Below are 22,817 nucleotides of genomic sequence, written 5' to 3' on the forward strand. Positions count from 1 at the left end.
CCCGGACGACGCTAGTCGGCGGGTCGGACAGTTCTCAGTGGGTTGCGAGTGGGCGGGCGCGGTCGGTGGCGAGGCGGATGGCGAAGACTGCCAGGGCGGTGCCGGTGAGGTAGCGGTGGATGCGCATCCAGGTCGGGCGGCGGGCGAGGAACACGGCGACCGAGCCGGCGGTGATCACGAAGACGGCGTTCATGGCCACGCCCACCGTGAGTTGGCCCAGACCGAGGATCAGGCTCTGCAGGCCGAGGTGACCGCGGGACGGGTCCAGGAACTGGGGGAGCAGCGAGATGTAGAGGATCGCGATCTTCGGGTTCAGCAGGCAGGTGAGCAGGCCCATGCCGAACAGTTTGCGCGGGCGGTCCGGCTCGAGCTCCTGGGTGGCGAAGACCGACGTACCACCGGGTCGGAACGCGTTCCAGGCGAGCCAGAGCAGGTACGCCGCGCCGGCCAGCTTCAGTGCGACGTAGATCTCGGGGACCAGCGCGAACAGGGTCGCGAGGCCGGCGCTTGCCGCGAGCAAGTAGGTGAGGAAGCCGAGCCCGACGCCGGCCAGCGAGATCAGGCCCGCACGGCGGCCCTGGGCGATCGAGCGGGAGATCAGGTAGATCATGTTCGGTCCCGGCACGATCACGAGGCCCAGTTCGACCAGAGCAATCCCGAGTAGTGCCTCGTTGCTGACCAGCATTCCGTGTCCCTCCCTCGACGTACTCCGAACCTAACAGCGCCGCCTGATCCGCCGCGGGGATTCCCGCGAGCTGGAATCCATTCGCCGGTAACACTCACCCTCGGTTAGCGTGGGTGCGTACGCCTACGGTTTGAAGGAGACGGTATGAGCGACAAGTCCAGCGAGCCGGCGGACGATCTGCAGAAGAAGTTTCGGGAAGCGCTCGAGAAGAAGAACGCCGGGAAGCACTCGCATCCGGGATCCGGAGTGCGGGGGCAGGGCGTCGGCGACGCGCACAACGACAAGCAGAAGCGCCAGTTCCGGCGCAAGTCCGGCAGCTGAGTTCCGCCAAACTGTCCATCCATCCGCATGAGCCCCGGGTTACCGCCCGGGGCTCGACCTTTGCCCGAACTGTTTGGGGCCGCCGTCAGCCTCGGTCGGCTGCGGGGTCGGGCCGGCGTGCGTTGAGCAGCTCGACCAGGCGGAGCACCACCGGATCCCAGCCCATCCGGTGGTTCGCGGCGTCCTCGGGGTTCGCGAAGCCGGTGTGGCTGAGCAGCATCCGGGTGCCGTCGAGCGTCTCGGTCAGCTCGACCTCGACCCGCGTCGGCGCGTCCTCGGTGCCGTCCCATTTCCAGCTGAACACGAGGCGGTGCGGCGGGTCGACTTCCAGGTACGTGCCGCGGACCACGTGCGGCCCCATCTCCACGACATAGGAACCACCGGTGCGCACGTCGGCCTGCACCTTCAGCTCGAGCTCGGGGTTCGGGCAGTACCACTGGGCCAGTAGATCGGCCCCGCCGCGACGGAGTCGCGGCATTCAACACAGTCCAGGCGTCGTACACGCGACCGATCGTTGCCGGGAGCACCCTTTCGATCCGGATCTCAGTGTCCATCGCCGTCCCCTCGCAGGAGCTCTTCCAACCGGTCCACGGTGCTGTTCCAGTACGTCGTGAGGTCGCCGAGCCACTGCTCCACCTCGGAGAACGCCTCCGGCCGGAGCGAGCACACGACGGTGCGGCCGACCCGCCGCCGGCTCACGAGACCGGCGTCGACCAGCACCGTGACGTGCTTGGTCATCGCCGGTGGCGTGATCCGGTGCGGCTCGGCCAACTCGCCCATCGTCGCGTCGCCCCGACTCAGCCGGCCCACAACAGCCAGCCGAGTCGGGTCCGCGAGCGCTCCGAAGACCGTTGTCAGCACACGCGATACTTCACCAGTTGGTGAACTGTTGTGTCAAGGGCGGACCTCGAACACCAGGTTGAACGGCGTCTGCGCGACCGTGCGGAACCTGCTGAACCCGGCCGCCGTGGTGACGTCCTGGATCCGAGCCGGACCGGCCTGGGTACCAAGAGCGAGACCCACCGGCTGGGACAACGAGGCCGGCGTGCACAGCAGGGTTGAGAAGCCGTAGTACGCGCGTCCGACCGGGTTGAGGTTGTCCTCGACGTGGTCGCCGGCCATCGGCTCGACGAGCAGCCAGGTGCCGTCGGGAGCGAGCGCTTCGCGTATGTGCCGGGCCGCGCCGACCGGATCACCCATGTCGTGCAGGGCGTCGAAGGTTGTCACCAGGTCGTACCCGGACCCGCTGAACTGGTTGGCCGCCGCGACCTCGAAGGTCACCCGCTCGCCGAGGCCCGCGGCCCGCTGCCGGGCGGTCTCGATCGATGCCTGGTGGTAGTCCCAGCCGGTGAACCGGGACTTCGGGAACGCCTCGGCCATCAGGATCGTGGACGCGCCGTGCCCGCAGCCGATGTCGGCCACCTTCGCGCCGCGCTCCAGTTTGGCCACCACGCCGTCCAGCGCGGGCAGCCAGCTGGACAGCAGGTTCGCGTTGTACGACGGCCGGAAGAACCGCTCGCACCCGACGTGCACGTCGGACGTGTGCTCGTGCCACCCGACCCCGGCACCGCTCCGCGCGGCCTCGATCGTCTCGGTGGTGTGCTGCACCGTGCCGAGCGCGATCTGGAAGAAGCCGGGCAGGTACGCCGGGCTGTTCGGATCGGTCATCGCCACGGTCTGCTCGGGCGGCAACGTGTAGCGCCCGGTACTCGCGTCGTACTCGACGAATCCGCCCGCGGCCTGCGCGTTCAGCCACTCCCGTGTGTAGTGCTGATCGGTGCTGGTCCGCTCGGCGAGCTCGGCCGGCGTGCTCGGGCCGTGGTCGGCAAGCGCCTGGTAGAAGCCGAGCCGGTCGCCCATCACGACCAGTGCCGCATTGAGCGTCGCCCCCACCTCGTCGACCGCCTTGAAGACGAAGCCCATCAGTTTGTCGCTGTCGATTGCAACAGTCATTCGCTTTCTCCCCCTTGCGATGTGGTACGGCGAACCTAGGAAGAGGAGCCGCACCATCGCATCAGGTGGGCCACCTAGGGTCCTGTCTGGTAATCCATCGCCTACTGCGGGGCACTCGGCACGGCACCTCGCCGCACGGGTGCAAAGGCCACGATGCTCCGCATCGAGACCTTCGCCCCCGCACGCCGATGCACCGCACCGAGCACCTCCTCGCTACGGCGCTGGATTACCAGACAGGACCCGTGCACACTGCGAGACATGCTCATCGGGCGGGAGGCGGAGCGCCAGGTGATCGAGCAACTGATCGCGGGGGCGCGGGTCGGAGCCGCAGGCGTGCTGCTCATCACCGGCGAGCCTGGCATCGGCAAGACGACGCTGCTGGACGAGGCCGCTGCCCTGGCCGGCGGACTCCAGGTTCTGAGAGCACGCGGTACCGACGCCGAACGGGAGCTGCCGTTCGCGGCCCTGCTCCAACTGCTGCGACCTGTCCTCGCCGGCCTCGACCGTATCCCCGGACCGCAACGGACAGCGCTCGCATCGGCCCTCGCGCTCGGATCGGGACCCGAGGTTGCCGGCCCGGCGGACCGCTTCGCGGTCGGCGCCGCAACACTCAGCCTGATCTGCCGGTACGCCGAGAACACGCCGCTCGCAGTGATCATCGACGACGCGCACCTGCTGGACCGTCCGTCCGCAGAGGCGCTGTTGTTCGCGGCCCGGCGCCTGGTGGCCGACCCGATCGTCATGCTGATTGCGGCGCGTGTCGACGAACCGCATCCGTTCGAGGCCGACCTGCCCCGACTGCAACTGGAGGGCATCACGCTGGAGGCCGCACGGCAGGTCGTGCAGCATCTGCCGAACGATCTGGTCGAGCAGCTGCACCAGACCGTGGCAGGTAACCCGCTGGCGCTGCTGGAGCTCGCTGATGATCCAGCCCGCTTGCACCGGATGCCACCAGGCGTACCGTTCCCAGTCCCCGCGATGCTCGCAGAAGCCTTTGCCAGCAGGGCAAACCGGCTGAGCTCCGACGCACGCACCGCACTGCTTGTAGCGGCCTTAGACGGTGACCTCGGAGCGGTGTCTCGAGTGTGCGCTGAGCTCGGCGTGGACGTCGCTGCGCTGGAGGAGGGCGAGGCAGCCGGTCTGATCGCCATTCGTGACAATGAGGTCCAGTGGCGACATCCGCTGGTCCGCTCAGCGATCTACACGAGTGCTGACCCGGCAGCACGTCGTACGGCGCATCGCGCGGTGGCTCTGGCCACACCGGACCGGGACCGGCGGGCGTGGCACCTGTCAGAGGCAGTCCTGGGCGCTGACGACGAGGTGGCAGCCGGATTGGTGCTTGCAGCGGAGCATGCGGCTGCTCGTGGAGCACATGCCGTCGCAGCAACGGCGTACGAGCGTGCTGGGCGGCTTAGCCAGGGTCTGCCGGACCGTGCGGTCAGATTGGTCGCCGCGGGTGAGGCGGCGTGGTCGGCGGGACTGGCGGAGCGGGCAGAGGCCTTGCTGGATGATGCGCTGACCCTGCAGCCGCCGTTGCCGGTGCGGATCCGCGCGCAGGAGATTCGTGGCGACATCGAGGTGAAGTGCGGGTCGCCGCGGCGCGCCCGCGACATCCTGGTCGCGGCCGCGGCGGAGTCCACGGACCCGGCCATCGCCACTGGTCTGCTCGCGGATGCGGTCGCGGCCTGTTTCCGGCTGTGCGACGCCGCGGGCGCGCTGGAGGTGGCGTACGACCTCGACAGCCTGCTGCCGGCAGTCGATCGGCCTGGCCCGCGCATCATCGGCATGCTGGCGAGCGGCGTCGCCAAGGTGCTCGCCGGGAACGGTGGGACGGACCAGATCCGTGCAGCGATCGCGCTGGCACCTTCCGACGAGCTGGACCGGGACCGCCGCCGCCAGGTGTGGATGGTGCTGGCCGCGTTGTTCCTCAGGGAGACAGGTACCGGCCGGGCCCTGCTACAGCAGGCCATGCTCGAGAGACGCGAGCAGGTCGCTCTCGGGACGCTGCCGGGCCTCTTGTTCGTGCTGGCCCGCGACGACGCGACAACCGATCGGTGGCCCGATGCGGAGACGTCGTACGACGAGGGGATCCGGCTGTCGCGGGAAACCGGTCAAACGACTGAACTGGCGATGAACCTTGCCGGACTGGCCTGGCTGATGTCCCACCAGGGCAGACCGGAGTGCCAGGAGCTTGCTGTCGAGTCTCTGCGGATCTGTGCGGAGCATGAGATCCGCCTCGGCACGGTGTGGTCGCTGTTCGCGCTGGGAGACCTCGAGCTGGGACGTGGCGATCCGGCGGCAGCGCTACCGCAGTACGAGCGGTTGGTCGGCGTACTGGCTGAGTACGGGCTGAAGGATCCGGACCTGTCGCCGGCACCGGAGCTGGTCGAGGTCTACCTGCGGTTGGGGCGGTCGGGCGATGCGAAGCGCGTAGTCAGCGAACACTCGGCATTGGCAGAGGCGAAAGGCCAGCCGTGGTCGCTGGCGCGAGCAGCACGCGCGCGGGGTGTCGCCGGTGAGAGCGAGTCGGACTTCGCTCTGGCGCTTGGCTGGCACGAGGAGACGCTGGACGCGTTTGAGCTTGCCCGGACTCGGCTGGCGTACGGCGCTTGGTTGCGACGGGCACGGCGGCGTGTGGATGCGCGTACGCAGTTGCGGCTCGCCGTGGAGGGTTTCGACACGCTGGGCGCACTCGGGTGGGCGGACCAGGCGGCAGCGGAGCTCAAGGCGACCGGTGAGACCGCACGGCGTCGTGTGCCGAGTACTGCGGACGACCTGACGCCACAGGAGCGGCAGATCGCCGTACTGCTCGCGGACGGGAACAGCATCCGCGAGGCCGCAGCGCGGCTGTTCCTGAGCCCGAAGACCGTCGAGTACCACCTCCGCAAGGTCTACGTGAAGCTCGGCATCCATTCGCGCACCGAACTGGCCGAGCACCTCGGAACGTAGGCTGGCCGCATGAGGCAGCCGTTCACGGAGGTCAGCGGAATCGCTCGGCATTGGGGCTTCGAAGACCTCGCATCCACGGGCCCGGTGCAGCGCCTCACGCTGTTCACCGGCGTACCCGTCCAGCTCGTCACCGGGTACGCCGAGACGCGCGAGCTGCTCGCCCATCCCGACGTGGTCCGCTCGCCGATGGACGGGCCGCACCGCGACAGCGTCATGGACGACCTGATCGCGCGCACCGAACAGCACATGCTGGGTGCGAACCCGCCGGACCACACCCGGCTGCGCAAACTCGTCGCGGCCGCGTTCACCCGCCGCCGGATCGATGCGCTCGAGCCGCGGATCCGGGAGATCGCCACGGGCCTGCTCGACGAGATGGCCAGCGCGGACGAGCCGGTCGACCTCGTGAACGCCTACAGCTACCCGCTCCCGATCACGGTGATCTGCGAGCTGATCGGCATCCCGGCGGTACGGCGGGACGACTTCCGCCGCTGGTCGTCGGTATTCGTCAACGCCGCCGTGTACACCGCAGACGAGTACATCGAGGCAACGACCGCGATGCTCGCGTTCGTCCATGAGCTGATCCTGCAGAAGCAGCAGGCGCCGACCGACGACCTGCTGTCCGCCCTGATCGCCACGCGCGACGGCAGCGACCGCCTCAGCGAGGACGAGCTCACCTCGATGGTCTTCCTGCTGCTCGCGGCCGGCCACGAGACGACGGTCAGCTTGATCACCAACGGAGTACACGCTCTGCTCAGGCACCCCGACCAGCTCGAGCTGCTGAGGAACGAGCCGGAGCGGCTGCCCACCGCCGTCGAGGAGATCCTTCGGTACGACGGTCCGCTGCAGGCCGCGATCCCGTACGTCGCCCGCGCGCCGATCGACATCGCCGGGCGCCGGATCGAGGCCGGCGAGGTGATCGTGTTCGCGCTGCTCCCGGCGAACCGCGACGTACGGAAGGTCGAACGCGCGGACGAGCTGGACATCACCCGCACCGACACCGCGCACCTCGCGTTCGGGCACGGCATCCACCACTGCCTCGGCGCCCCGCTCGCGCGGCTCGAGGGCCGGATCGCGCTCGGCCTGCTGTTCGAGCGGTTCCCGCGGCTGCGGCTCGCCGTACCCGAGCAGGATCCGCCGCGGCATCCGAGCCTGCTGATGAACGCGATCCGCGAACTGCCCGTGCTGCTCTGACCTCAACCGGTCGCATCGGCTGAACATCGGGTGAACACGCCTGAACGACATCGCTGGGATTGCGGCTCGCTTGACAATGGATGACATCCTTTCGGGGTGACGGAGTTGATGGAGGTCGCGCGACACCTGCTCGGCATTGCGATGGCCTCGCATTGGCTGCTGCTCATCCTGTTCGCCGCCGCGGCGATCGACGCGGTGTTCCCGGTGGTGCCCAGCGAGGGCATGGTGATCACCGCCGGCATGGCCGCGGCCGCCGGTCACCAGAACCTGCTGCTCGTCATCACGGCCGCGATGGCCGGCTCGGTCATCGGCGAGTCCGTCTGCTACTTCCTGGGCCGCGGCTCCGGCCCGGCACTGCACCGGTGGATGAAGCGCCAGGAGCGCCGTCAGCGGCTCTACGAGAAGGTCTCGGCCGCGCTGCACTCCCGCGGTGGGCTGATCCTGATGACGGTCCGCTACATCCCGGGCGCCCGGATGGTCGCGACGCTGACGGCGGGCGCGACGCGGTACTCGTTCAAGAAGTTCATCGTCTTCACCTTCGCCGGTGTGACGGTGGCCTACACGTACGTCGCTCTGCTCGGGTACCTCGGCGGTGACGCGTTCGCGCACGACCAACTGAAAGGCCTCGCGTTCAGCCTGAGCCTCGCCGCAGTGATCGGTCTCGTCGTCGAGACGTCCCGGCGGATCGTCGTGAAGCGGCGCACGGCGAAGGTCACGGCCGCTTAACGATCCCCGCCCGGGTTTCCGCGCGAGCGCGTGTCTCGCGCCAACCTTTGCGGGCGTTCGTGCGTCAGTAGACCTGTGGTGAGGCCTGGGGCGAACCTCGTGGCCGTTGCGGTGGTCTTCGCGGCGGTCCTGGCCGGATGTGCCGACGTACCGCTGGAAGGCGCTCCGAGCCCCGCCGCCCCTCCCAAATCGACCGGTAAGCCGACGCCTGAACCCAGCACCCCGGCGCAAACCCCGAAGCCGCCAACACCTTCGACGCCTCCTCCGACGAAGCCATCGACACCGCCTCCGGGGAAACTTCCGGCGGCAGCTCCGGTACTGCGGTCTTTCCCGGGACGGCTGCCCAACGGCAAACCACCGCTGTTCGTCGTCGTGTCCTTCGACGGCGCGGGCGATCTCGCGCTGTGGGCCCACTGGCGTGCCGTCGCGAAGCAGGTCAACGCGAGGATGACGTTCTTCCTCTCCGGCCCGTACCTCTACCCGGGCGACCGGCGTACCGACTACAAACCGCCGTACAAGAAACCCGGCGCCTCCGACATCGGCTGGGGCGACACGGCCAACATCCTCGCCCGGACGAAGGTCCTGCGGGCGGCGATCGCCGAGGGTCACGAGATCGGCACCCACGCGAACGGGCACTTCTGCGGCCCGACCGGCATCGGCCGCTGGACGACCGCGCAGTGGACCGCCGAACTGGGCGCGTTCGACCGGATGGTGCGGACCGGCCCGGCACTGGCGGCGGGCAGAGCCGTCGAGCCGCCGTTCGACCCGGCCACCGTGAAGGGCATGCGGACACCGTGCCTCGAGGGCAACCGCCCCGCGTACCGGCTCGCGATGGCGCAGCGCGGCATGCTGTACGACGCCTCCGCGCCCGGGTACATCGCCTGGCCGAAGAAGGCCGACGGCCTGTGGAACTTCCCGCTCGAATCGGTGACGCTGGCCGGCACCGCCAAGAAGACGCTGACGATGGACTACAACCTGTGGTTCGCGCAGACCCAGGCGCGCAAGGCGCCGATCGCCCAAGCGCCCGCGCTGAAGGCCCAGGTTCTCGCGACCTACCGGCAGGCGCTCGCGAAGTCGCGCGCGAGCGGCAACCCGCCGCTGTTCCTCGGCAACCACTTCAACCGCTGGAACAACAGCGTGTACTCCGACGCGCTGACCGCCTTCGTGACGGAGACGTGCAAGCAGCCCGACGTACGGTGCGTGTCCAACATGGAGTTGGCCAGCTGGCTCGCGAAGTACGGCGTACCTAGCGGTCAGAACCGCCCGTCATAGCTCGAGGTAGCCGTACGCGCTCTGCCAGGTGCCGCCGTCCTTGATCCGGCCGACGACGAGCCGCTGCAGACGGGTGTCCTGCGGGAGCTCGTCGAGGTGGTCGGTGCCGTGGGTGCGGAACGTGAAGAAGATCGCGCTGTCCTGGCTGTCGTTCGGCGTCCCGTACGGCGTGAATCGGCGGCCGAACTTCACCATGTTCGAGTCCTGCGGCAGGTTGTCGAGCAGGTAAGGATCGAGCAACCAGGACCACAGGTTCGCCGTCCGCACGGAGTACTCCGGGAAGTACCGCGGGAAGAACTCGCGGGCCTGCTGGAGGCTGTCGTCGACCAGCTCCGGCGTCAACGGGCCGGTCTCCGGGATGTGGACGCCGATGATCCACTCACCGGGCTCGGTGCCGGGGACCGGCTTGTCCTCCGGGACCTGGTGCAGCAGGTACTGCAACCGGCCGAGCGCGTAGATCTGGCCGGTCCAGTGGATCGTCATCCACCAGTGCGTCTCGAGGCCGTAGTCGCCGTGGGTACGCCGGTTCACCTTGATCTGCTGCCCGAGGTCGGCGAGCGTCGCCCAGCTGATGTCGTCCGGGATCCCGCGCTCCGTGTGGAACCGGCGGATGTCCGGGACCGTGTCGAGGAACGCCTGGATCGAGTTCCGCGGGTCCTCCGGCATCCGGAACTCCGGCTCCTTGCCGAGCTTGCCGATCGCACCGCGGATCTGGTCCGCGAGCTCCTTCACCACTGCCTGGTCCGGCACGAACGCCTCGGCCGCCTCCCGGTCGACATCGGCGAACCCCAGCAGGCGATATTCCTCGACACTCGTCACTCATCAACGGTAACCGATCCCCGCGAGCCAGAGACTTACGAGTCCGGACGGTTTCGTGGACAGGGTGATGTGCGTCGGCGGCCGTCGGTTAGCGTAGCTGCGTGCATTGGTTCAGGGGGCGGTCCCCGCGCAGCGAGAGTGCGGCACGGGAGAAGCTGTCGAAGTTGGCGGACACCTTGGCGACGGCGGGGCTGACGGCGGGGCTGGCGATCCCGGCCGTCGGGGCGCAGATCGACCAACATGCGGCCGCGGTTCGCGACATCCTCGCGTTCGGCGTCACCGGGGCCGGCGTGGTTGCCGGGGTGGTGCTGCTGGCCGGGTACGCCGACGGCGTCCTGGACGAAGCGGCCGACGCCGGGTGGTCACTGCCGGAGCAGGTCGACTGGACGCGCGCCGACTGGACCGCGCTGAGACTCGCCGCGGTGGCCGGGCTGGCCACGCCGGTTCGGGTCGGCGGCGGCCTGCCCGACCCGGGCCCCGGATCACGTCTGTGACCCGGGGCTGGTACGGCTTGCGTCACCGTTCTTCGGCGAGGCCCAGGTAGAGGATCTTCGGGTTGGCGGGGTTGAAGGCGAGGGACGGGATGCCGTCGAAGGTGTTGTGGTTCTTGGTGAGGGCGCCGGTGGAGGGGACGAAGCGGTAGAGGTCGGCGCCGAAGTTCATGAAGGACGTGCCGTAGCTGAAGTAGAGCAGGTCCGCGTCGACCGGTGAGGCCCACATCTTGTTGCCGTTGATCAGGTCGGCCCGGCTCTGGTCCAGCACCTCGCCGAACTTCTGCCCGCCGTCGGTCGACTCCCAGATGAACCGGGTCGACCGGTCCCGGTCGTACCCCTCCATCCAGACCTTCGACGGGTCGGCCGGCGACATCGCCAGGCTGAACGCGTTCACCCGCTCGACCGGCCGCGACCGGGTCCACGTCCGCCCGCCGTCGAACGTCACGTACACGCCGTCCGACATCACGCCGGCCACCACGTGATCCGGGTTCCGCGGATCCACCACGGCGTCGTACAGGAAGAGATCAGGAGCCGCCGGTACGCCGACGCGCTGCCAGCTCGTGCCGTCGTCGACGGAGTCGTAGAGCTGCCCGTCGCCCGCGACGGCCCGCAGTCGTCCAGGTCGCGCGTCCAACGCCGCCAGACCGCCGCCGGCGACCGGCCCGAGGACCGTGGTGACCTGCGAACCGTGCACGCGATGGATGGGCTGGTCGTTGACGCTGTAGACATACGCCGAGTCGCCCGGACCCGGCTGTATGTCGTACGTGCTCAGGTCGTCCGGTGTCTTGTCGAGCAGCTGCCAGCTGCAGCCGGCGTCATTCGAGCGCTGGATCGTCTGCTGGCCGATGCCGATGAGGGTGTTCGGTTCCTGCAGCGCGGCGACCTTCGCGTAGGTGACGGCGCGCAGTGTGCCCGTCGTACCCGCGAGAACCTGGCCGTCGGTCTCGGTGAACGTCACCGATCCGTCGCCGTACACCTTGCCGCAGTGTGGGCGGTTCCAGGACGGGTCCGGGGTTGCGACGGCAGGTGTGGGGAGAACGCTGAGCAGGGCGACGGTCGCGGTCGCGAGGGCGAAGCGGCGTGGGGTCATGCCCTTAGGTTTAAGGGCTTTGACCGCACGGCCACCAGCGCTTGCCGTGGCCGACAAGCGCCATGACGGAAAGCGGTCAGCCTGCAGCGGTGTCGATGTGCCGCGCGAGGACGAGGTCGTCGTCGGTGATCCCGCCGGCGTCGTGGCTGCTGACCCGGAACGTGATCGTGGTGTAGCGGATGTCGATGTCCGGGTGGTGGTTCATCGACTCCGCCAGCTGCGCGACGGTCGCCACCAGGCGGATGCCGTCCAGGAACGCGTCCCTCTTGACGCTTCGGACCAGTTCGTTGTCCACGACCTTCCACTCCGGGAGGTGGTCGCGCAACGCGAGATCGATCTGGTCGTCCGTCAAGAGCTCAGCCATGCGCTCACTCTAGACCCCCGATGGTGGTCAGGGTGGCGATGACGTCGGTGCGCCAGGCGCGGTAGCGCGCCGGGTCCTCGGTGAACGTGCGCTGGTTGGTCACCACGGCGTCCGCTGTGAGCAGTTCGGCGGCGTGGGCCTTCAGCTGGGCAGGGAGGTCCGGTTTGCTCTGTACGTCGTGTTGCAACTGCCACAGGAGGTTGTAGTCCTCCATTCCGTCGCGGAAGTTCTCCAGCCGGATCGACGCCATCGGCCCGTTCGGTCCCGGGTAGAACATCGACCCGTCACCCGCCGTACCGTTGAACGTCGCTGCCTTCCACGCGGACAGGATGCCGTCGTTCACCAGCAGCTGGTTGGTGTGGTCGGAGCGGAGCCAGCGGTTGGTCGCGTAGTACAGAACGCCTTCCACGCCGGCCTTGTAGGACATTGGTCCGACCAACGTCCGGGCGTCGATCGGCGGGTAGCCGTTGAACCAGTTCGGCAACGGCGAGCCGGTGGCGATGTCCGGGTACCACCAGGCCTGGTCGCCGCGGGCACGGGTTCGCTCGGCGACCGCCTGGTCGTACAGGTCCTGCTGCGGCGCCCAGATGTCGACGAGGCCGGCCAGTCCGGTGTCGACGCCCATCGAGTTGTCTCGCAACGTCGTGAGGATCGGCAGGTCCGGGAACGCCTGCTTCACCGCGGCGAAGGTCTGCTTCGCCGCCTGCAGCAGCGGGCCGTTCGCCTCGTCGAAGCCGTACACATATGCATATTTGTCGACACCGGCCGCGCGGTAGCTGTCCATCGCGGTCCGCAACTGGGCGATCCACGTGTCGATCTGTGCCTGCCAGGTCTCCGGCTTGGACGGGTTGAGCAGACCGGCCCACAGGTAGAACGCGTTGAAGTCACGCAGTCCGTAGTGGTCCCGGATGTAGAGCACGTCCTCGACCGGGGTCGGAACGATCACCGGGTTCGCGTTCGAGGGGATGCACGCACAGGTGTAGAGCTGGTCCGGCTCGATCTTGTAGTCGTGCAGGAAGGACCAGTACTGGTGCTTGGCAGCCTCCTGCGCCGCCGGGTCGGTGATCCCGTAGAGGTCGTTCACGATCGCGGGCGTGAACTGGAACGTGGTGTTGAGCTTCGGTGCGTCGGGCACCGTCACGGGCCAGACCTTGGCGGCCACGGTCATGGTGCGGGTCCGCTTGCCGGCCGCGGAGAACGCGACTGTCACGTGGTACGTGCCAGGTGCGGCTGTTGCTGCTGCTTTCAGGCGGATCCAGTACGGCTGGAACGTGTCCGCGGGTACGGCGACCGACGTCAGATCGTCACGGATCGGGTCGGGCGTCCAACCGGCGTACGTGGGTCGGTGGTACACGTTCGTCGGCGTCACGTTCAGCGAACCGACCGGAGCGACAGCGGCCTGCACTGCGCCCTTGCCGGATACGGACGTCACTCGGGCCTGTACGCCGGTCAGCGGCTCGGCGAACGGCAGTACGACGGCCTGAACGTTCTCGTACTCACCACGGGTCAGCGACACCGTCGGCGCCGTACCGGTCGAGGTGAACGGCAGGTCCTTCGGGTACACCAGCGCCATCGAGTCGGCGGACTCCACACCGAAGTCGGCGCCGCGGTCGTGCGCCCGTGCCTGGATGGTGTTCGACAATCGCGGCACGGTCCGCTGCAAGGCGGTGACGCCCGCGTTGAACGGCTGGTACTGCGCATACGTCATCGGACCCCCGGCGAGCTTCGCGCGCAGGTCCGCGCACTGCGCCTCCGCAACCCGCACCTGAGCCTTGAGTCGCTCGTCCGCTGCCTCATGCCCTAACGACCGGTCGAGTTCCTTGATCTGATCCGCAAGCCTCGTCAGTACGCCGTTGAAGTCGACCAGCCGCAGTAGCTGGGCGGCCGCCATGTCGCCGTACGGCGTTTGGTCGTACGGGTAGCTGTCGACGAGCCGGAAGGCGTCGTAGTGACCGATGACGGGCGTCGTGGATCGCGGTATCGAGAAGCCGATGTAGGCGATCCGGGTGATGTCGACACCGGCGGCCGCGATCGTGCTCATCCGCAGCGTGATCGGCGTCCAGTCACGGGCCCGGATGGGATAGTCCATGCCCCACGCCTTGTTCGACTGGTCCCGGACGGTGATCCGGCCGACGGTCGTGTAGTCCTGCTCGGTGAAGAAGTCGAAGCCCAGCACGATGTGGCCGGACCAGTCCGGCACCGGGAGGCTCGGCGTTCCGGCGTACAGGTTGATGCCGGACGACGCACTGGCTCCCGGAGTGTTGGACGGCCCAACGGTGAACTTCAGGCCGGAGCTGCCGTGCGTCGGGTCGGCGGTGCGCTCGATCCTGTCGATCTGCGGCAGGGTGACGGTCGCGCCTTGCAGGTCGGTGTCGGACTCGAAGTCCTGGAACACGCCGGCGGGCGCGGCGGCCTGGGCCGTGCCCGCCTGAATCAGACTCGCAAGCACAGTGATTGCTACGAGCAACGAACCGGTCTTCCTCACGAGCTGCCCCTCTCGCCGGAATTACGGTCCTCACCGTAAAGCTGGAGGATGAGCGCGTCAAGGTGTCGAGTGCTGGAAAATGACCGATTGGCTGCAGCTGTACGCAGCTTCGATCATCGCGGAGCTGACGGTGATGACCGGGAGCGACGGACGCGGCCGGCGCCGAGGAAGCCGAGGAGGGCGAGGGCGGCGCCGGCGGTGACAATCGTGCCGAAGACCCAGGGCCGGGGGTCGTCGGCGTTGAAGGCGAGCAGTGTGCCGCTGACGGCCAGTGCGGTCGCGATGCTGATCGTCGCTGCCATCTGACCAGCACTGCTGTTGCGGCCGGTGTTGCTCTGGTCGGACAGGTCGAGGGTCAGCACCGACAGGCTGGACGAGCTGAGTCCCATGCCGATGCCCGCGACTCCCCAGCCGGCGAAGCCGATCCAGGTCGTCGCCCCGGTCCACGCGAGCAGCGAGGTCACCAGGATGCCGACGGTCATCAGGGCCAGCCCGGTCCGCAGTACGGTGACCCGCTCGATCCTGTGCTCACGGCCCTGCAACCACGATCCGAACGCCCAGCACACCCCGGTGATCGACAACGTCACCCCCGCGCGCGACGGACTGAAGTCGTGCTGCAGCGTCAGCAGCAGCGGAAGGTAGGCGCTGACCCCGCCGAACGCGGCCCCACCCAGCGCGCGGACGGCGACCACCGCGGGGAAGCCGCGCCGCGCGGTGAACGTGCCCGCCGGCATCACCCGGACGGCGGCCAGCCCGAGCACCACGAGCGCGACGAGGACCGTCGTACCGCCGAGCACCGGATGCGCCTCGAGGTGGTCACCGGCCACAGTCATCGAGAACAACGCGACGGATGCCGCTAGGGCCCAGGGGAGTGCGGCACGCGATGCCGCCAGCTCGGTCGCGTCCTCGGCAGTGCGCTCCGGCGCAGGGGCATCGGCCGATTGGCGCATCGCCGGGCGGAGTAGCAGCCAGCTCGGGATCAGCAGGACCAGCGCGCCGAGGAAGACCCAGCGCCACCCGAACTGCTCCGTCACTACGCCGGTCAGCACCGGTCCGAGAACCGAAGGCAGGATCCACATCGCGGCGAACAACGAGAACATCCGCGGCCGCAGTACGGCAGGCAGCGCGCGGGCGACGAGCACCATCAACGAGACGTCGAGCAGGCCTTCGGCCAGACCGCTCAGCAGCCGTCCCGCGATCACCATCGGCATCGCGGTGGCCGTACCGACCAGGAGCTGGGCGAGGGTGAACGAGATCGCGCCCGCACGCAGGGTGGGGATCGGCCCGCGGCGGTCCGACCAGAGGCCGGCGATCGCGAGCGAGATCAGGTAGCTCGCGGTCGGCGCCGCGTTCGCGAGCCCGAAGCTGCCGAGCGCGTCGAACTCACGCACCATCGTGGGCAACGCCGTACCGACCGCGCGATTCTCGAACGCGCCGAGCGTGACGAGGCCGATCACGCCGAGCACCAGTGGCAGATGCTGTCCGGTGAACAGCTTGGGGCGGGCCTCAGTGATGGTCATGCCCGCTATCGTCGAAGTTCAAGTTAAGTTGAAGTCAAGGCGAGCGGGTTCCCGGTAGTCGGAAGATCAGGACCAGGACGCGGAGCACGAGCACTGCGCAGATCACCAGCAGGTTGTAGCCGAACAGCTGGAACAACGTCATCGAGTCGGTGACCTTCGGGCCGCCCGGCGTACCGAGCAGCAGGACCGCCATGATGCCCGCGGTCGCACCTAGCACTGCTAGCAGCGCCTGGTGGAGCAGTCCGGTGAAGTGCCGGCGGTCGCGTTCGTCGGCGAACAGGCGGACGTTCACGCCGAGCCGACCGCTCTCCGCCGCGGCCGCGATCCGGTCGATCCGGCGCGGCAGGCGGCGCAACATCGGGAGCAGCGTGGCGAGTTCCTCGGTCGCCGTACGGCGGAGTGCCTCGGGCGCGAGCCGGTCGGTCACGTGCGCGCCGGCGAACTGGCGGGACGCCGCGACCAGGTCGAAGCTGGGGGAGATCCGGGAGATGGTGCCTTCGATCGTGGCGAGCGCGCGGAACACGGCGGCGACCTCGGGCGGTACGCCGAGCTCGTGCGACGTGATGATCTTGAACAGGTCGTTGAACATCGCCGGGCCGAGCGTCACGCCGGCCGCGAGGTGTCTGGTCATGAACTGGCCGACGGAGCGCTCCAGTGCGCGTTCGTCGATGACGTCCGGGCGGTAGACGATCTCCAGCAGGGCATCGGTGGCCGACACCGGGTCGCCGTGGTCGACGGCGAGCAGGAAGCGTTGCAGGGCCTCGCGGGTCGCGGGGTCGAGGCGGCCGACCGAGCCGAGGTCGAGCATGCCGATCCGGCCGTCGGTCAGCAGCAGGAAGTTGCCCGGGTGCGGGTCGGCGTGGAAGACGCCGTCGATCGCCACCTGGCCGAGCAGGCACTCGAACAGCGCGCGGCCGAGGCGGACCGGGTCGAGGCCGCGGTCGGCGATCGCCTCGACGGCATTGCCGAGGCCGATGCCGTCGAGCCGTTCCATGGTGAGGACGCGGCGGGTGCAGCGCTCCGGATACAGCCGCGGTACGACGAGGTCATTGCTGGCAGCAACGGACTTGCCGGCGGCCACCGTGGTCATGTTCCCCGCCTCGACGGTGAAATCGAGCTCCTCGCGCATCGCGTCCGCGAACCCGTCGGCGAGCGCCCGCACTCCCATCGAGCGCCCCCAGTCGGTGTTGCGGTCCAGCAGCCTGGCGAGCCTCCGGACGATGTCGAGGTCCCGGTCGACAAGCCCGGCGATCCCAGGCCGCTGAACCTTCACCACCACGTCCGTGCCGTTGGTGAGGCGGGCGGTGTAGACCTGGGCGACCGAGGCCGCGGCGAGCGGTTCGGTGTCGAAGGCGGCGTACAGCTCGGACGGCGGGGCGCCGAGTTCTTCGGTGAGGATCTCCTCGATCTGTGGCCAGGGCGCCGGCGTGACCTGATCCTGGAGACGGCTGAGCTCGGTGGCGACCGACTGGGGGATGACGTCGCTGCGCGTGGACAGCACCTGGCCGAGCTTGACGAACGTGACACCGGCCTCGTCGAGGGCGAGCCGCAGGGACCTGGCCAGCTCGGCCTGGCCCGCGACGTTCTCCCGGCCGGGACGGCGGCGGCCGCGCAGGTACGGGCCGAGCCCGTGCTTGATCGCGATCCGCAGGATCTGCAGGTACCGCCGGGTGCGCGCGATCCGCCCGCTCAGGTCCCGCCGCAGATCACGGGCCCGCGGCAACGACCCGGTAGGCACCAGCGCCTCGGCCAGGACCAGGAACACCAGGCCGGCGAGCATCGAGCAGAGCGCGATCAGCGCCATGAACGCGATCGCGGCGCCGTTCGATCCGGTCCACGGCGGCGTACCGATCATCGCGATCGCCAGCGGCCCGGAGATGCTCAGCGTGATCAACGCCCCGACCGCGAGGCGCCCGAGCCCGAACCGCACCCCGAGCAACCGCTGCGAGATCGGCACGAAAACCATCATGAAAAGGACCAGATTCACCAGCCGCAGCACCACAACGTCCATGTCCGGCACCCTAAGCGCCCAACACCCCCACCCGACTCACCCACGCGAGTGACCCACCCCCGAAACCGCCTCCCCATTTTTGGTGGGTCCACCCACGAGAGGCTGGGTTCGCGCCCGCAATACGAGGTGCCAACCCAGCATCTGGTGGGTCAACCCCGAAAAGGCGGGGCGGGGTGACATGCGCGAGCCCCCTGGCACCGGGTGGGGCCAGGGGGCTCGGGATGCTGCGAGTGCGGGCCTGTCGTACTGCGGTCCGCGGGCTCGTCGTACCGCGGTCAGGCGGGGCGGCGGCGGATCTTGTTGCCGAGCCAGACCAGCGGGTCGTACTTGCGGTCGACGACGCGTTCCTTCATCGGGATCAGCGCGTTGTCGGTGATCTTGATGTGCTCGGGGCACACCTCGGTGCAGCACTTGGTGATGTTGCAGAAGCCCAGACCGTGCTGCTCCTGCGCGGCGTGCTGCCGGTCGGCGGCGTCGAGCGGGTGCATGTCCAGCTCGGCGATCCGCATCAGGAACCGCGGACCGGAGAACGACTCCTTGTTCTCCTCGTGGTCACGGATCACGTGGCAGGTGTCCTGGCACAGGAAGCACTCGATGCACTTGCGGAACTCCTGCGAGCGCTCCACGTCCTGCTGCTGCATCCGGTACTCGCCCGGCTTCAGGTCCGCCGGCGGCTTGAAGGCCGGCACCTCGCGCGCCTTCTGGTAGTTGAACGAGACGTCCGTGACCAGGTCCCGGATCACCGGGAAGGTGCGCATCGGCGTGACCGTGACGACCTCGTCCTCGGCGAACGTGTTCATCCGGCACATGCACATCAGCTTCGGCATGCCGTTGATCTCGGCGCTGCACGAGCCGCACTTGCCGGCCTTGCAGTTCCACCGGACCGCCATGTCGGGGGTCTGGGTGGCCTGCAGCCGGTGGATGACGTCGAGGACGACCTCGCCCTCGTTCACCTCGACCTCGTAGTCCTTGAGCTCCCCGCCCTCGGAGTCCCCGCGCCAGACGCGGAATTTGCCCTTGTAACTCATCGACGTCCTCGCTTCGCTCCGGGCGCCGATGAGGCACGAAACACGCTGTGCTGTTTGATGCCCTCGCTTCGCTCGGTCATGTGGCCGGCAGCTCCTCGTCTGTCAGGTACTTCTTCAGCTCGTCGAGCTCGAACAGCTCCAGCAGGTCCTCGCGCATCGGGATCTGCTCCTTCTCGGTGACGTTGACGACGCCGTCGGCGTCCAGCGCGCACACCAGCAGCTTCTTGCGCCACTCGGGGTTCATCCCTGGGAAGTCGTCGCGCGTGTGCCCGCCACGCGACTCCTGCCGCATCAGCGCCGCCCCGGCCACGCACTCCGACACGGTCAGCATGTTGCGCAGGTCGAGCGCGAGGTGCCAGCCCGGGTTGAACTGCCGGTGACCCTCCACCGTCATCTTCGCGATCCGGCTGCGGAACTCGGACAGGCGGCCGAGCGCCTGCTCCATCTCTTCTTCCTTGCGGATGATGCCGACCAGGTCGTTCATCGACTGCTGCAGTTCCTGGTGGATCGTGTACGGGTTCTCGCCGCCCTCGAGCTCGAACGGCGCCAGCGCGTCCGCGGCCGCCGCGTCGACGTCGGCCTCGTCGATCTTCGGGCGCTCCTGCAGCCCGTCGACGTACATCGCGGCCCCCATCCCGGCCCGCCGCCCGAAGACCAGCAGGTCGGACAGCGAGTTGCCGCCGAGCCGGTTCGAGCCGTGCATGCCGCCGGCAACCTCACCCGCGGCGAACAGGCCCGGTACGACGGACGACGCGGTGTCCGGGTCGACCTCGACGCCGCCCATCACGTAATGGCAGGTCGGACCGACCTCCATCGGCTCCGCGGTGATGTCGACGTCGGCCAGCTCCTTGAACTGGTGGTGCATCGACGGCAGCCGCCGGGTGATCTCCTCGGCCGGGAGCCGAGAGGACACGTCCAGGAAGACGCCGCCGTGCGGCGTACCGCGGCCGGCCTTCACCTCGGAGTTGATCGCGCGGGCGACCTCGTCGCGGGGCAGCAGCTCCGGTGGGCGCCGGTTGTTGTCCGGGTCCTTGTACCAGCGGTCCGCCTCGTCCTCGGTCTCGGCGTACTGCGCCCGGAACACGTCCGGCACGTACTCGAACATGAACCGCTTGCCCTCGGAGTTCTTCAGTACGCCGCCGTCGCCGCGGACCGACTCCGTGACCAGGATGCCCTTCACCGACGGCGGCCAGACCATGCCGGTCGGGTGGAACTGGATGAACTCCATGTTGATCAGCGTCGCGCCGGCCCGCATCGCCAGCGCGTGCCCGTCACCGGTGTACTCCCAGGAGTTCGAGGTAACCTTGAAGGACTTGCCGACGCCACCGGTCGCCAGTACGACGGCCGGCGCGTCGAACAGGATGAACCGCCCGGACTCACGCCAGTACCCGAAGGCGCCGGAGATCGCGTCCCCGTCCTTCATCAACTCGGTGATCGTGCACTCGGCGTACACCTTGAGGTTCGCCTCGTAGTCGCCGGTGGCCTCGAAGTCCTCCTGCTGCAGCGAGACGATCTTCTGCTGCAGGGTGCGGATCAGCTCCAGGCCGGTGCGGTCGCCGACGTGCGCGAGCCGCGGGTAGGTGTGACCGCCGAAGTTGCGCTGGCTGATCCGGCCGTCGGGCGTTCGGTCGAAGAGCGCGCCGTACGTCTCCAGCTCCCACACCCGGTCGGGGGCCTCCTGCGCGTGCAGTTCGGCCATCCGCCAGTTGTTCAGGAACTTCCCGCCGCGCATCGTGTCGCGGTAGTGGACCTGCCAGTTGTCGTTGGAGTTCGCGTTGCCCATCGCGGCCGCGCAGCCGCCCTCGGCCATCACCGTGTGCGCCTTGCCGAACAGCGACTTGCAGATGATCGCGGTCTTCTTGCCCTGCTCACGGGCCTCGATCGCCGCGCGCAGGCCGGCGCCGCCGGCCCCGATCACGACGACGTCGTAGGAGTGTCGTTCCAGCTCAGTCATGAAATCCTCAATTGATGATGCGCAGGTCGGAGAACCACCCGGCGGAGACCGCCATGATGTAGAAGTCGGTCAGGATCACGGTGAACAGCGACGTCATCGCGAAGGTGCCGTGCTTCGGGTTCAGCTTGGACACGAAGGTCCAGTACCGGTAGCGCATCGGGTGCTTGGAGAAGTTCTTCAGGCGGCCGCCGACGATGTGCCGGCAGGCGTGGCAGGACAGCGTGTACAGCCACAGCATCACCAGGTTGATCCAGATGATCACCGTGCCGAGACCGATCCCGAAGCCGCCGCCGTCACCGTGGAAGGCCTGGACGCCGTCGTAGATGTTCAGCACACCGAAGACCAGGGCGCCGTAGAAGAAGTATCGGTGCAGGTTCAGCGCGATCAGCGGGAACTTCCGCTCACCGGTGTAGTTCTTGTGCGGCTCGGGGACCGCGCAGGCGGCCGGCGCGAAGAACAGCGACCGGTACCCCGCCTTGCGGTAGTAGTAGCAGGTGCCGCGGAAGCCGGCCAGGACCACGAACGTGATCAGGCTGAACGGCAGGAAGCGCGGGAAGTTCCCGAACCAGGTGCCGAGATGGCTGGAACCCTCGACACAGCTGCTGGTCAGACAGGGCGAGTACAGCGGCGTGAGGTAGTGGTACGCGTCGACCCAGTACCACTTGTTCATGAAGATCCGGATCGTCGCGTAGACGACGAAGAAGAGCAGGATCACGCCGATACGCAACGGCGCGAGCCACCATCGATCCGTTCTTGCAGTCTTGAGGCCTACTTGAGCGCGGCCCGGCGCACTAACTCCCGTGGCCATCAGAACCGTCCTCGCTTCGCTGCGGGCGGTTCTGCTGTCCACAGGGCGCTGTATTTGATGGTTCGCTCGCTTCGCTCGTTCACGGGGCGTGCCTGTCCGGCGCGCCGAAGCCTTCGTGTTCCGCGTCGGTCCACATGGACGCGTCATATTCCACGTCGGGAATCTCCTCGAGTTCCTCCGGAACGGGTCCGGGCCTGTGCCTGGGGTCGGGCGGGCCGAGCTCTGCGAGATCGTCGCTCAGCCGGGCCACATCGGACACCAGGCGGCGGATGCCGAGGGTGTCACCGTACTCCTGGCTGAGTTTGCCGACTCCTGCGTGCAACACCTCGAGAGCGCGCTGCACGGCTGCCACGGTGTTGTCCATGCCGACTCCAGTGATGGTTATGTAGCTGTCAGTATGGGCACACTTTGCCCCTGCCGAGCGCCCAACGGAAGACCCCTCGGTACGGCGTGTTTCCAGTTAGGCTTGCCTCAGTTGCGAGTGCGCCGACGGGTGGAGTAATGGGGCGAATCCGGCCTGTAGGACAACGAGATTCGCGGGCGGCGTGAGGACCTCGACCTCGCGCAGACCGGGCGGCCGCAGCGCCTCGCCGTACCCCTCCCACGACCACGGCAGCACCTGCTGATCGAGCACCAGCGCGGGTCTGCCGTCGAACCGCACCATGGCGCCGTCGGGCAGTCCGGAGAAGTCCTGGACGGTCGTTCGCTGCCGCCTGGTGCGTGACTCGACGCGCTCATGGTGCAGTACGGCGTCCAGCTCGGCGGCCCGTGGGCGTTCGGACAGGCCGCGGCCGCTCGCCCACGCACCGGCGTACAGCAGGAAATCCCTGCGGCGGCAGTAATGACAGGGCCGATGGCCGGCGGCGAGCGCGACCGCTTCGTCGAAGAAGAACAGTGCGGTCCAGCGGCCGGGCGGCATCGGATCGCGGCGGATCCCTTTCCAGTCGAGGACACAGCAGATCCACGCCTTCGACCGCCAGCGGGTCGTGCCGAGGCGGCGGTCGGGGCCGTGCAGGCTGCCGCGATTGCCCATCAGCAGGCCGCGGCCGGGGTCGGCGACGATCTCCTGGGTGGGCAGAACCCTGTTCTGCAACGGCATACCGGGATGATGTCTGACGGGACGGACAGTTTCTGGCAGAGTCGCCCT

Annotated in this window: 21 protein-coding genes; 6 read left to right on the forward strand and 15 right to left on the reverse strand. The window is 68.4% G+C overall.

Annotated features, from left to right (window positions below):
• Positions 1 to 34: 34 nt before the first annotated feature.
• Entirely contained in the window at positions 35 to 685 is a 651-nt protein-coding gene (locus EV651_RS07000) for a LysE family translocator (RefSeq protein ID WP_202870193.1), read from the reverse strand.
• A gap of 144 nt (positions 686 to 829) precedes the next feature.
• On the opposite strand from EV651_RS07000, the gene EV651_RS41235 reads away from it, so the two are divergent.
• The gene (locus EV651_RS41235) at positions 830 to 1,006 is read left to right on the forward strand and encodes a DUF5302 domain-containing protein (RefSeq protein WP_157996243.1); all 177 of its coding nucleotides are present in this window, start codon (positions 830 to 832) and stop codon (positions 1,004 to 1,006) included.
• Positions 1,007 to 1,091: 85 nt separating this feature from the next.
• Here EV651_RS41235 and EV651_RS07005 read toward each other — a convergent pair whose 3' ends face one another.
• The 3 genes from EV651_RS07005 to EV651_RS07015 form a co-directional block, all read right to left on the reverse strand.
• Positions 1,092 to 1,484 carry an SRPBCC domain-containing protein gene (locus EV651_RS07005; RefSeq protein WP_238156709.1) on the reverse strand — a complete coding sequence of 131 codons (393 nt, stop codon included), beginning with the start codon at positions 1,482 to 1,484 and terminating at the stop codon, positions 1,092 to 1,094.
• Positions 1,485 to 1,549: 65 nt separating this feature from the next.
• Positions 1,550 to 1,867: a helix-turn-helix transcriptional regulator gene (locus EV651_RS07010; protein WP_133783175.1), complete on the reverse strand. Its 318-nt coding sequence runs from the start codon at positions 1,865 to 1,867 to the stop codon at positions 1,550 to 1,552.
• 33 nt (positions 1,868 to 1,900) lie between these two features.
• Complete coding sequence (locus tag EV651_RS07015; protein ID WP_133783177.1) at positions 1,901 to 2,959, reverse strand: trans-aconitate 2-methyltransferase; 1,059 nt, start codon at positions 2,957 to 2,959, stop codon at positions 1,901 to 1,903.
• 258 nt (positions 2,960 to 3,217) lie between these two features.
• On the opposite strand from EV651_RS07015, the gene EV651_RS07020 reads away from it, so the two are divergent.
• The 4 genes from EV651_RS07020 (at position 3,218) to EV651_RS07035 (ending at position 9,097) form a co-directional block, all read left to right on the forward strand.
• On the forward strand, positions 3,218 to 5,908 hold the full coding sequence (locus tag EV651_RS07020; RefSeq protein WP_133783179.1) for an AAA family ATPase: 2,691 nt from the start codon (positions 3,218 to 3,220) through the stop codon (positions 5,906 to 5,908).
• Positions 5,909 to 5,917: 9 nt separating this feature from the next.
• Positions 5,918 to 7,099: a cytochrome P450 gene (locus EV651_RS07025; protein ID WP_133783181.1), complete on the forward strand. Its 1,182-nt coding sequence runs from the start codon at positions 5,918 to 5,920 to the stop codon at positions 7,097 to 7,099.
• A 96-nt stretch (positions 7,100 to 7,195) separates the two neighbouring features.
• Positions 7,196 to 7,825, forward strand: a complete 630-nt coding sequence (locus EV651_RS07030) for a DedA family protein (protein ID WP_133783183.1) — start codon at positions 7,196 to 7,198, stop codon at positions 7,823 to 7,825.
• A gap of 99 nt (positions 7,826 to 7,924) precedes the next feature.
• A complete protein-coding gene (locus EV651_RS07035) occupies positions 7,925 to 9,097 on the forward strand; it encodes a hypothetical protein (RefSeq protein ID WP_133783185.1) in 1,173 nt (390 codons plus the stop codon).
• Here the strand turns inward: EV651_RS07035 and EV651_RS07040 are convergent.
• The gene (locus EV651_RS07040; protein ID WP_133783187.1) at positions 9,092 to 9,916 is read right to left on the reverse strand and encodes an acyltransferase domain-containing protein; all 825 of its coding nucleotides are present in this window, start codon (positions 9,914 to 9,916) and stop codon (positions 9,092 to 9,094) included. The genes EV651_RS07035 and EV651_RS07040 overlap by 6 nt on opposite strands.
• A 101-nt stretch (positions 9,917 to 10,017) precedes the next feature.
• On the opposite strand from EV651_RS07040, the gene EV651_RS07045 reads away from it, so the two are divergent.
• A complete protein-coding gene (locus tag EV651_RS07045; protein WP_133783189.1) occupies positions 10,018 to 10,410 on the forward strand; it encodes a DUF6401 family natural product biosynthesis protein in 393 nt (130 codons plus the stop codon).
• 22 nt (positions 10,411 to 10,432) lie between these two features.
• Here EV651_RS07045 and EV651_RS07050 read toward each other — a convergent pair whose 3' ends face one another.
• The 10 genes from EV651_RS07050 to EV651_RS07095 form a co-directional block, all read right to left on the reverse strand.
• Complete coding sequence (locus EV651_RS07050; RefSeq protein ID WP_133783191.1) at positions 10,433 to 11,500, reverse strand: exo-alpha-sialidase; 1,068 nt, start codon at positions 11,498 to 11,500, stop codon at positions 10,433 to 10,435.
• Between the two features lie 76 nt (positions 11,501 to 11,576).
• Positions 11,577 to 11,864, reverse strand: coding sequence for a 4a-hydroxytetrahydrobiopterin dehydratase (locus EV651_RS07055; RefSeq protein ID WP_133783193.1), 288 nt, complete (start codon positions 11,862 to 11,864; stop codon positions 11,577 to 11,579).
• Between the two features lie 4 nt (positions 11,865 to 11,868).
• Positions 11,869 to 14,349 (reverse strand): DUF4091 domain-containing protein, encoded by a 2,481-nt coding sequence (locus tag EV651_RS07060; protein WP_133783195.1) that lies wholly within the window; start codon positions 14,347 to 14,349, stop codon positions 11,869 to 11,871.
• A 113-nt stretch (positions 14,350 to 14,462) separates the two neighbouring features.
• Positions 14,463 to 15,869 carry an MFS transporter gene (locus EV651_RS07065; protein WP_133783197.1) on the reverse strand — a complete coding sequence of 469 codons (1,407 nt, stop codon included), beginning with the start codon at positions 15,867 to 15,869 and terminating at the stop codon, positions 14,463 to 14,465.
• Positions 15,870 to 15,903: 34 nt separating this feature from the next.
• On the reverse strand, positions 15,904 to 17,880 hold the full coding sequence (locus EV651_RS07070; RefSeq protein ID WP_133783199.1) for an AarF/ABC1/UbiB kinase family protein: 1,977 nt from the start codon (positions 17,878 to 17,880) through the stop codon (positions 15,904 to 15,906).
• A 275-nt stretch (positions 17,881 to 18,155) separates the two neighbouring features.
• Positions 18,156 to 18,908, reverse strand: coding sequence for a succinate dehydrogenase/fumarate reductase iron-sulfur subunit (locus EV651_RS07075; protein ID WP_133783201.1), 753 nt, complete (start codon positions 18,906 to 18,908; stop codon positions 18,156 to 18,158).
• 76 nt (positions 18,909 to 18,984) lie between these two features.
• Positions 18,985 to 20,862 carry a fumarate reductase/succinate dehydrogenase flavoprotein subunit gene (locus EV651_RS07080; RefSeq protein WP_133783203.1) on the reverse strand — a complete coding sequence of 626 codons (1,878 nt, stop codon included), beginning with the start codon at positions 20,860 to 20,862 and terminating at the stop codon, positions 18,985 to 18,987.
• A 7-nt stretch (positions 20,863 to 20,869) separates the two neighbouring features.
• Positions 20,870 to 21,670 (reverse strand): hypothetical protein, encoded by an 801-nt coding sequence (locus EV651_RS07085; RefSeq protein WP_133783205.1) that lies wholly within the window; start codon positions 21,668 to 21,670, stop codon positions 20,870 to 20,872.
• A gap of 79 nt (positions 21,671 to 21,749) precedes the next feature.
• Positions 21,750 to 22,034: a hypothetical protein gene (locus tag EV651_RS07090; RefSeq protein ID WP_133783207.1), complete on the reverse strand. Its 285-nt coding sequence runs from the start codon at positions 22,032 to 22,034 to the stop codon at positions 21,750 to 21,752.
• 96 nt (positions 22,035 to 22,130) lie between these two features.
• Positions 22,131 to 22,769 carry a hypothetical protein gene (locus EV651_RS07095; protein WP_133783209.1) on the reverse strand — a complete coding sequence of 213 codons (639 nt, stop codon included), beginning with the start codon at positions 22,767 to 22,769 and terminating at the stop codon, positions 22,131 to 22,133.
• Between the last annotated feature and the right edge of the window lie 48 nt (positions 22,770 to 22,817).

Origin of the sequence: Kribbella sp. VKM Ac-2571 (assembly GCF_004362255.1) — a bacterium.
Lineage (GTDB): Bacteria > Actinomycetota > Actinomycetes > Propionibacteriales > Kribbellaceae > Kribbella > Kribbella pratensis.